Origin of the sequence: Tetzosporium hominis (assembly GCF_002265435.1) — a bacterium.
Taxonomy (GTDB): domain Bacteria; phylum Bacillota; class Bacilli; order Bacillales_A; family Planococcaceae; genus Chryseomicrobium; species Chryseomicrobium hominis.
Window position 1 is genome coordinate 1 of the sequence record NZ_NOKQ01000063.1, and the last position, 243, is coordinate 243.

The window sequence follows — 243 nt, forward strand, 5'->3', positions numbered from 1 at the left end:
AACAATTGACGAAACAATTAGGGCGTTCAGTTTATTAATGCAGTCTCTCGATCCACTCTTCGCGCGTTTATCCCGTTCAAAATTTCGCTCTCGCTTTCGTTTGGGTGTGAAAGAGCGTCAGTATTGTCTGGAGAAAGGCGCGCCAGTCATTGAACAACATGCGGCAGATTTTGTCGCTAAACGTCTTGCTCCGGCATTACCGGCTAACGACGGTAAGCAAACCCCCATGCGCGGGCATCCGGT

Annotated in this window: 1 protein-coding gene; it reads left to right on the forward strand. The window is 49.8% G+C overall.

From position 1 onward, the window contains the following. The coding region (locus CF394_RS00210; RefSeq protein WP_207761657.1) for a DUF4186 family protein at nucleotides 1–243 on the forward strand (243 nt) is incomplete at both ends.